The 8982-nt window shown below is 72.7% G+C and carries 9 protein-coding genes; 7 read left to right on the forward strand and 2 right to left on the reverse strand.

The window, feature by feature from the left end; all coding sequences use genetic code 11:
• On the forward strand, positions 1 to 703 hold a 703-nt coding region (locus HGA02_RS05115), incomplete at its 5' end, for a hypothetical protein (protein WP_210728192.1).
• 17 nt (positions 704 to 720) lie between these two features.
• The gene (locus HGA02_RS05120; RefSeq protein ID WP_168678087.1) at positions 721 to 1392 is read left to right on the forward strand and encodes an SIMPL domain-containing protein; all 672 of its coding nucleotides are present in this window, start codon (positions 721 to 723) and stop codon (positions 1390 to 1392) included.
• A 153-nt stretch (positions 1393 to 1545) separates the two neighbouring features.
• Here HGA02_RS05120 and HGA02_RS05125 read toward each other — a convergent pair whose 3' ends face one another.
• On the reverse strand, positions 1546 to 2568 hold the full coding sequence (locus HGA02_RS05125) for a S66 family peptidase (RefSeq protein WP_343035279.1): 1023 nt from the start codon (positions 2566 to 2568) through the stop codon (positions 1546 to 1548).
• A gap of 126 nt (positions 2569 to 2694) precedes the next feature.
• Positions 2695 to 3921 carry a pyridoxal phosphate-dependent aminotransferase gene (locus tag HGA02_RS05130; protein WP_168678089.1) on the reverse strand — a complete coding sequence of 409 codons (1227 nt, stop codon included), beginning with the start codon at positions 3919 to 3921 and terminating at the stop codon, positions 2695 to 2697.
• A gap of 239 nt (positions 3922 to 4160) precedes the next feature.
• On the opposite strand from HGA02_RS05130, the gene urtA reads away from it, so the two are divergent.
• The 5 genes from urtA to HGA02_RS05155 form a co-directional block, all read left to right on the forward strand.
• Positions 4161 to 5423 (forward strand): urea ABC transporter substrate-binding protein, encoded by a 1263-nt coding sequence (gene urtA, locus HGA02_RS05135; RefSeq protein ID WP_168678090.1) that lies wholly within the window; start codon positions 4161 to 4163, stop codon positions 5421 to 5423.
• Between the two features lie 91 nt (positions 5424 to 5514).
• The gene (gene urtB / locus HGA02_RS05140) at positions 5515 to 6399 is read left to right on the forward strand and encodes an urea ABC transporter permease subunit UrtB (RefSeq protein ID WP_168678091.1); all 885 of its coding nucleotides are present in this window, start codon (positions 5515 to 5517) and stop codon (positions 6397 to 6399) included.
• Positions 6396 to 7559 carry an urea ABC transporter permease subunit UrtC gene (gene urtC, locus HGA02_RS05145; RefSeq protein WP_168678092.1) on the forward strand — a complete coding sequence of 388 codons (1164 nt, stop codon included), beginning with the start codon at positions 6396 to 6398 and terminating at the stop codon, positions 7557 to 7559. The genes urtB and urtC overlap by 4 nt, the downstream gene beginning before the upstream one ends.
• Positions 7556 to 8608, forward strand: coding sequence for an urea ABC transporter ATP-binding protein UrtD (urtD, locus tag HGA02_RS05150; protein ID WP_210728193.1), 1053 nt, complete (start codon positions 7556 to 7558; stop codon positions 8606 to 8608). Before urtC ends, urtD begins: the two co-directional genes overlap by 4 nt.
• Positions 8608 to 8982, forward strand: a 375-nt coding sequence (locus HGA02_RS05155) for an ATP-binding cassette domain-containing protein (RefSeq protein WP_168678093.1), incomplete at its 3' end; no start/stop codon positions are given. The genes urtD and HGA02_RS05155, both read left to right, overlap by 1 nt.

Raw genomic sequence — 8982 nt, forward strand, 5'->3', positions numbered from 1 at the left:
CGGCGAGGGGGAGCACGCCACCGCGGACCGCGCGGACGAGCACGCGGCCGCGCACGCGGACGCGCACCGGCCGCACGCCCACGCGCGCTGCGAGGGGCACGTCCGCGAGATCGTCACCGTCGTCGTCCTGTCGGTGACCGCCGTCCTCACCGCGTGGAGCGTGTTCGAGGCGAGCCAGTGGGGCGGCGAGATGTCGATCGCCTTCTCCAAGGCGTCGTCGTCGCGCATCGAGGCGAGCCGGCACGCCGCCGAGGCGGACGCGGCGCGCGGCTACGACCTGCAGACGTTCGCGGTGTGGGTGGAGGCCGTCGCGCAGGACGACCAGCCGTTGGCGGAGTTCGTCCGGGAGCGGTTCAGCCCGCACTTCGCGCCCGCGGTCGACGAGTGGCTCGCGCTCAAGCCGCTGCAGGACCCGTCCGCGCCGCGCAGCCCGTTCGCGATGCCGTCGTACGAGCCGCCCGGGACCGCCGAGGCCGCGGCCGCCGACCAGCGCGCCGAGCAGTGGTTCGCCCGCGGGCTCGTCCTCGACGAGCGGAGCGACCGGTACACGTTCCTCACGGTGCTGTTCGCGCTCGTCCTGTTCTTCGCGTCGCTGTCGACCCGCGGCCGCACCGAGCGCCTGCGCTGGGTCGTCCTCGGCGTCGCGCTCGTGCTGCTGGTCGCCGGCACCGCGTTCCTGCTGGCGTTCCCGAAGATCGTCTGACGGTTACGCTCCGCGGTGTGCACGAGACGACCGTGACCGTCGAAGGACGGTTCGACCACCACCACCCGGCCGAGCGCGGGACCGTCGTGCTGACGGTCGGCTTCGAGGGCCCCGACCGCGAGCGCGTCGTCGAGCGGACGCTCCGCGAGCACGGCCGCCTGGCCGACGAGGCGAAGCGCCTCACCGACCCGGCGGCACCCGCCGTCACGTGGTGGTCGTCCGACCGGATCCGGGTGTGGTCCGACCGGCCGTGGAACAAGGACGGCAAGCAGCTGCCCCTCGTGCACCACGCCGCCGTCCGGCTCGACGTGAAGTTCCGCGACCTCGCGCGCCTGGCCGCGTGGGTCGAGGACGTCGCCGCACGCGACGGCGTGACCGTGAGCGGGATCGAGTGGGCGCTCACCGAGGTGACGAAGACGCGGCTCACCGCCGACGCCCGTACGCGGGCCGTCCAGGACGCCGTCGCGACGGCCACGACCTACGCGCAGGCGCTCGGGCTGTCGGCCGTGCGCCCGCTCGCCGTCGCCGACCCCGGGATGCTGGGCGACCAGTCCCGTCCGACGAGCGACCCGGGCGTGGCGCAGATGTCGCGCGCGGCCGCCGCCGCCGGGCCGGCGGGCGGCCTCGACCTCAAGCCGGAGGACATCACCGTCGCCGCACGCGTGCACGCCCGCTTCGCCGCCTCCTGACCGGCCGCCCGACGCGCCTCCCGTCCGTCGTCCGCCGGCCGACACGGCGTCATGCGGCGCCGAACGCAACACCAGGCACGTCCTCGGGGCTTCAGACGGACGTGATGGTGCGTTCGACGGGGCGTTCGAGCGTCCGACGTCTGCGGTGAAGTGTCAGACGAGGTGCTGGGTGATCGACGAGCCCGCCGCCGTGTGCGTCACGTGGGCGAGCGCGCCGTTGACCAGGGACAGGTGCGGCGGGACGTGGCCGCAGTCGACGTCGACCAGGACCGGGACGCCTAGGTCGCCGAGCGCGTGCCGGGCCGCGTCGTGCTGGGTCCACCCCGGCAGGTCGGCGCCCCGCGTGCGTCCGACCAGCACCGCCGTCGCGGCGTCGAACCAGCCGGCGTACCGCAGGCCGAGCAGACGGCGCGTCGTGTCGGCGGCGTGCGACTCGGCGGACTCGACGTAGACGACCAGCCCCTCGGGCGCGTGCGTCGCCGCGAATCGGGCCACGTCGCCGTACGGGGTCCCGGCGAGGTGCGACACGGTCTCCAGGCAGCCGCCGACGAGCCGGCCGCGCACGTCCACGTCGCCCTCCGCGTCGACGCGCGTCCACCCGCCCGGGGCGTCGAGCGTGAACCGGTCGACACCGGGGTCGACCTCGTAGTCGTCGAAGCCGCTGCCGCGGTACGCCTGGGCCGCGCCCTGCGTCAGGGTCGCGCCGGCCGGCGCGATGACCACGTCCGTCCAGGGCAGCAGCGGCGACGGGACCCGGTACGGCGTGTCCATGAGGTTCTGCCCGTGCAGCGTCGCGACGCCCGTGCGCAGGGTGAGCGGGAGCAGCAGCGTCGAGATGTCGGAGAAGCCGACGCACCATGTCGGGTCCTCGCCGAGCGCGTCCCAGTCGAGCAGGCCCAGCAGGTCCATCGCGATCTCGCCGCCCCACGGCGGGACGACGGCGCGGACGTCCGGGTCGGTGAGGAAGCCGGTGATCTCCGCGGCACGCGCCGGTGCGGGACCGCTCGCGACGCCCTCACCACGGACGAGGTCGCCCACGCGCACCTGCCACCCGCGGGCCCGCAGCGACGCGACGGCCACGTCGAGCCGCGCGGCGTGCCGCGGCTCGACGCCGGCGGACGGTGCCGGGACCGCGACGACGTCACCGTGGACCAGGGGACGGGGATACCGGATCACCGGGAGAGTCTCCCAGCCCGGCGCGGCTCGGGCGCCCGTCTCCGGCGAGACCGACATGCTGGTCGCTCACGGGTGCCGGACGGCATCCATGTCGGTCTCGACGAGAGCGCTGCGAGGCCCGGAAGGCTACTGCCGGTAGGACGACAGGAAGTTGCCGATGCGTTCCACGGCCTCCGCGAGGACGCGTGCCTCGGGGAGCGTGACGACGCGCAGGTGGTCGGGGGTGGGCCAGTTGAAGCCCGTGCCCTGCACCAGCAGGATGTGCTCGCTCACGAGCAGGTCGTGGACCAGGCGCGCGTCGTCATGGATCTCGTGCACCTCGGGGTCGAGACGCGGGAAGAGGTAGAGCGCGCCGTCGGGGCGCACGCACGTGACGCCGGGGATCGACGTCAGGCCGCGCCACGCGACCTCGCGCTGCTCGTGCAGCCGCCCGCCGGGCGCGATGAGCCCCTCGATGGACTGGACGCCGCCGAGCGCGGCCTGCACGGCGTGCTGCGCGGGCACGTTGGGGCACAGCCGCGTGGAGGCCAGCAGCTCGATGCCCTCCAGGAACCCCGCGGCGTGCTCGCGCGGGCCCGTCACGACCAGCCACCCGGACCGGTAGCCGGCGACGCGGTACGTCTTCGACAGGCCGTTGAACGTGAGCGTCAGCAGGTCGGGCGCGACGGTCGCCATCGGCGTGTGCACGGCGCCGTCGAAGAGGATGCGGTCGTAGATCTCGTCGGCCAGCACGAGCAGCGAGTGGCGTCGGGCGATGTCGGCGATGGCCGTCAGCGTCTCGCGCGAGTAGACCGCGCCCGTCGGGTTGTTCGGGTTGATGACGACGATCGCCTTGGTGCGCGGCCCGATCAGCGACTCCAGGTGGTCGAGGTCCGGCTGCCAGCCGTTCGACTCGTCGCACCGGTAGTGCACGGGCACACCGTCCGACAGGGACGTCATCGCGGTCCAGAGCGGGTAGTCGGGCGACGGGATGAGCACCTCGTCGCCCTCGTCGAGCAGCGCCTGCATGACCATCGTGATGAGCTCGGAGACGCCGTTGCCGAGGAACACGTCGTCGACGTCGATCTGCGGGAAGCCCGGCTCGGTCTCGTACCGCGTGACGATCGCCCGGCGGGCCGACAGGATGCCGCGCGAGTCGGTGTACCCGTGCGCGCTCGGGATGGACGCGATGACGTCGCGCACGATCTGGTGCGGCGCCTCGAACCCGAACGCCGCGGGGTTGCCGGTGTTGAGCCGCAGGATCGTGTGCCCCTCGGCCTCCAGCCGTGCGACCTCGTCGAGCGCCGCGCCGCGGATCTCGTAGAGGACGTTCTTCAGCTTGGAGGACTGGTCGAGCGGACGCAGGTGCGGCATGTCGGGAGCGTACGCCGGACGTGACCGCGCCCGACGGACCGACCGCCGTGGCCGAACCGGGACCTGGGCGAAACAGACCGTTCACGCGACCGGAGGGCTGGCGGAAACATCCCGTCCCTAGCGTCTCCGGGCATGGGCACAGGGATGTATACACCTCGGGACACAGCGCGGTGCCTGCGGCTGTCCTCGTGCCTCGTCCGGTTCGTCCGTGAGCTCGTCCCCAGCGAAAGGCACGTCCGTTGACCAGACTCCTCACCACCCGCGCGCTCGCCGCCCCGGCCGCCGTCGCGCTCGTCCTGGCCCTCGGGGCCTGCGGCTCCCGGACCGATGCCGGCTCCTCGGGCGACTCCAGCGCGTCGGGCTCGACGTCCTGCGTCGACACGTCCGGCGACTCGATCAAGATCGGCTTCCTCAACTCGCTGTCGGGCACGATGGCGATCTCCGAGCAGACCGTGCGTGACGCGCTCGACCTCGCGGCGGAGGAGATCAACGCCGGTGGCGGCGTGCTCGGCAAGCAGCTCGAGATCGTCGGCGAGGACGGTGCGTCCGAGCCCACGGTGTTCGCCGAGAAGGCCGAGAAGCTCATCAAGTCCGACTGCGTCGCGGCCGTCTTCGGCGGGTGGACGTCGTCGTCGCGCAAGGCGATGCTGCCGGTGTTCGAGAGCAACGACGCGCTGCTGTTCTACCCGGTCCAGTACGAGGGCCTCGAGGCGTCGCCGAACATCTTCTACACGGGCGCGACGACCAACCAGCAGATCCTGCCGGGCGTCGAGTACCTCAAGGAGCAGGGCAAGACCAAGCTGTTCCTCGTCGGGTCGGACTACGTCTTCCCGCGCACGGCGAACAAGGAGATCGTCGCCTGGGCCGAGGCGAACGGCGTCGAGATCGTCGGCGAGGAGTACGCACCGCTCGGTCACACCGACTTCGCGACGATCGTCACCAAGCTCAAGGGCTCGGGCGCCGACGCGGTGTTCAACACGCTCAACGGCGACTCGAACGTCGCGTTCTTCAAGGAGTACAAGAACGTCGGCCTCACCGCCGACGCGCTGCCCGTCGTCTCCGTGTCGATCGCGGAGGAGGAGGTCGGCGGCATCGGCATCGAGAACATCGAGGGCCAGCTCACCGCGTGGAACTACTACCAGACGGTCGACACCCCGGAGAACGCCGACTTCGTCGCCGCGTTCAAGGCGAAGTACGGCGACGACCGCGTGACGAGCGACCCGATGGAGGCCGCGTACACGTCGCTCTACCTGTGGAAGGGCATGGTCGAGAAGGCCGAGTCCTTCGACGTCGCGGACATCCAGGAGGCGGCCGACGGGGTGTCGTTCGACGCCCCCGAGGGCACCGTCACCGTGAACGGCGACAACCACCACATCGCCAAGACCGCGCTCATCGGGAAGATCGGCCCCGACGGCCTCATCTACACCGAGTGGTCGTCCGACGGCCCGATCGAGCCGGACCCGTTCCTCGAGGGCTACGACTGGGCCGAGGGCCTGTCCTGACCCGCTGACCGGTGGTGCCCCGGCGCGACGCACGCGCGTCGGGGCACCACCGCACCCTCGTCCCCGGACCACAGGAAAGGACGGGCCGCGCATGGACGCCCTCGTCTCCCAGCTCTTCGCCGGGCTCAGCCTCGGGTCGGTGCTGCTGCTCGCGGCGCTCGGGCTCGCGCTGACGTTCGGTCAGATGGGCGTCATCAACATGGCGCACGGCGAGTTCATGATGGCGGGCGCGTACACCGCGTTCGTCGTGCAGGGCGTGATCGCCGACGCGGGCGTCTCGCTGCTCGTGTCCCTCGTGATCGGGTTCCTCGTCGGCGGGCTGCTCGGCCTGATCCTCGAGGTCGCGCTCATCTCCCGGATGTACAAGCGGCCGCTCGACACGTTGCTCGTGACGTTCGGCGTCGCGCTCGTGCTCCAGCAGGCCGCGCGCGACGTCTTCGGGGCGCCGAACGTCGACGTGCGGGCGCCGTCCTGGCTGTCCGGCGCGGTCGAGATCCTCGGCGTCGGCATCCCCAAGACGCGCCTGTTCATCCTCGCGCTCGCGGTCCTCGCGGTCGTCGCGCTGTCCCTCGCGCTGCGGTGGACGCCGCTCGGCCGGCGCATCCGTGCGACCGTGCAGAATCGGGACCTCGCGGAGACGTCGGGCATCTCGACGCGCGCGACCGACCGGCTCACGTTCTTCCTCGGGTCCGGCGTCGCGGGGGTCGCGGGTGTCGCGCTCACGCTGCTCGGGTCGATCGGCCCGACGCTCGGCACGAACTACATCGTCGACGCGTTCCTCGTCGTGGTCGTCGGCGGCATCGGGCAGCTCAAGGGTGCGGTCATCGCGGCCGTCGGGCTCGGGCTGCTGCAGGCCGGCATCGAGTACTCGACGACCGCGTCGATCGCCAAGGTGCTCGTGTTCGTCATCATCGTCGCGTTCCTGCAGGTCCGGCCGCAGGGACTGGTGTCCGTGCGGACCCGGAGCCTCGCATGAGCGCCCGGCTCGGTCCCCGCGCCCGCGTCTGGGGCGGGTTCCTGCTCGCCGCCGCGCTGCTGCTCGGCGTCGCACCCGCCGTGCTGTCGGACTTCCGGCTCAACCTGCTCGGCAAGTTCCTGTGCCTCGCGATGGTCGCCGTCGGCATCGGCCTCGCGTGGGGCCGCGGCGGGATGCTCACGCTCGGGCAGGGCGTGTTCTTCGGCCTCGGCGGGTACCTCATGGCGATGCACCTCAAGCTCGCCGACGCCGGACCGGGCGGCGTGCCCGACTTCATGCTGCTGTACGGCGACGGGACCGTGCCGGGCTGGTGGGAGCCGTTCCGCTCACCGGTCGTGACGATCCTGGCGATCCTCCTGCTGCCGGCCGGCGTCGCGGCGCTGCTCGGGCTGGCGGTGTTCAAGCGGCGCGTCCGTGGCGCGTACTTCGCGATCCTGTCGCAGGCGCTCGCGGCGGCCTTCGCGATCCTGCTCATCGGGCAGCAGAAGGTCACCGGCGGCACCAACGGGCTCAACGGGTTCCAGGGCTTCTTCGGCTACGACCTGTCCGACCCGGTGAACAAGCGGATGCTCTACTACATCGCCGCCGTCGTGCTGCTGCTCATGGTCGCCGCCGTCCGGCTGCTCATGCGGTCCCGCTACGGCGAGCTGCTCGTCGCCGTCCGCGACCAGGAGAACCGCGTCCGGTTCCTCGGCTACGACCCCGCGCTCGTCAAGGTCGTCGCCTACACCGTCGCCGCCGCGTTCGCCGCGATCGGCGGGGCGCTGTTCACGCCCATCGTCGGGATCATCTCGCCCGCCGACGTCGGCGTCGTGCCGTCCATCGCGTTCCTCGTCGGGGTCGCCATCGGTGGCCGGGCGACGTTGCTGGGACCGGTGCTCGGCGCGATCGGCGTCTCGTGGGCCGAGACCAGCCTGTCCGAGTCGTTCCCGTCGTTCTGGACCTACTTCCAGGGTGCGCTGTTCATCGTCGTCGTCGCGTTCCTGCCGAACGGCCTGGCCACGCTGGGTCAGGTCTGGCGGCGACGGCGCGGCGGGTCCGGGGTCGGGTCAAGCGACAGCGGCGATGACGGGGGTGACGCGGTGCTGCCGGACGCGCCGCGCAGCGACGACCAGGAGTCCGGGGTCCACGACCCCGCCGTCAGCGGGAGGCACGCATGAGCACCGAGCGCCACGATCCCGCGCCGCCGAGGCGCGCACGCGCCGGCACCGACCCGACCGACGCGAGCCCCGGGGCGAGCCCGGTCGACGGGAGCGCGGTCGACGCGGGCCCGGTCGACGCGGGCCCGGTCCACGGCACGACCGGCCTCGACACCGAAGCCCTCGAGGCCGTCATCGCCGCGCCCGGCGAGCGGTTCCGGCACGACTACCTCGAGGTGCGCGACCTGCGGGTCGTGTTCGACGGGTTCGTCGCCGTCGACGGCATCGACCTCACGGTCACGCAGGGCGACCTGCGGTTCCTCATCGGCCCCAACGGCGCGGGAAAGACGACCGTCGTCGACGCCATCACGGGACTCGCGCCCGCGACCGGGTCCGCGCGGTTCGGCGGCGTCGAGCTCGTCGGGCGCGCCTCGCACCGCACCGCCCGTGCGGGCGTCGGCCGGACCTTCCAGACCGCGTCCGTGTTCGACGAGCTCACGGTGCTGCAGAACCTCGACATCGCGGCAGGCGCCGGGCGTCGACCGTGGACGATGCTGCGGCGCCGCACCGACGTGCCCGAGCACGTCGAGGCTGCGCTCGACACCGTCGGCCTCGGGCACGTGCGGGACCTGCCCGCGGGCGTGCTCGCGCACGGCCAGAAGCAGTGGCTCGAGATCGGCATGCTGCTGGTCCAGGACGCGCGCCTCCTGCTGCTCGACGAGCCCGTCGCCGGGATGTCCCAGTCCGAGCGCGAGCAGACCGGGCGGCTCCTCCAGCGCATCGGCGAGCAGCGGACGGTGATCGTCGTCGAGCACGACATGGAGTTCCTGCGGGCGTTCGCGTCGTCCGTGACCGTCCTGCACCAGGGGTTGGTGCTGTCCGAGGGGTCCGTCGCGCAGGTGCAGGCCGACCCGAAGGTCGTCGAGGTGTACCTGGGCCGCGACGCGGGCGCGCGCGCGTCGGCCGCCTCGCCGTCCACCGGGCCGGCGGCACCCGCGTCGCCGTCGGCGACCGGGACGACCCCATCCGCCTCCGCCCCGTCGTCCTCGTCGTCCTTGGAGGTGTCGTGATGCTGGAGCTCACCGGGGTGCACGTCGGGTACGGACGGACCTCCGTCGTCCACGGCGTCGACGTCTCCGTCGCCGACGGCGGCGTGACCGCCGTGCTCGGCCACAACGGCGCGGGCAAGACGACCCTCCTGCGCGCCGCCGTCGGGCTGCTGCCCGTCCGGTCGGGCCGCGTCACGCTCGACGGCGAGGACGTCACGCGCCTGCGCCCGCACCAGCGGGTCCGTCGCGGGCTCGCGTACGTGCCGCAGGGGCAGCAGTCGTTCGGGCAGCTCACCGCGCGCGAGAACCTGCAGCTCGTGGCCGACGGCGCGGGGTCCGCGGGCGCGTCGCGCGTCGACGACGCGCTCGACCTGTTCCCCGCGCTGCGCGGGCTG

It is taken from the genome of Cellulomonas septica, assembly GCF_012396155.1.
In the GTDB taxonomy this organism is placed as follows: Bacteria; Actinomycetota; Actinomycetes; order Actinomycetales; family Cellulomonadaceae; genus Cellulomonas; species Cellulomonas septica.

Coding starts and splice junctions, on each gene's coding strand:
- HGA02_RS05130 (WP_168678089.1), bottom strand. CDS start 3,921: ATGCCGCACCTGCGTCCGCTCGACCAGTCCTCCAAGCTGAAGAACGTC.
- urtD (WP_210728193.1), top strand. CDS start 7,556: ATGAGCACCGAGCGCCACGATCCCGCGCCGCCGAGGCGCGCACGCGCC.
- urtB (WP_168678091.1), top strand. CDS start 5,515: ATGGACGCCCTCGTCTCCCAGCTCTTCGCCGGGCTCAGCCTCGGGTCG.
- urtC (WP_168678092.1), top strand. CDS start 6,396: ATGAGCGCCCGGCTCGGTCCCCGCGCCCGCGTCTGGGGCGGGTTCCTG.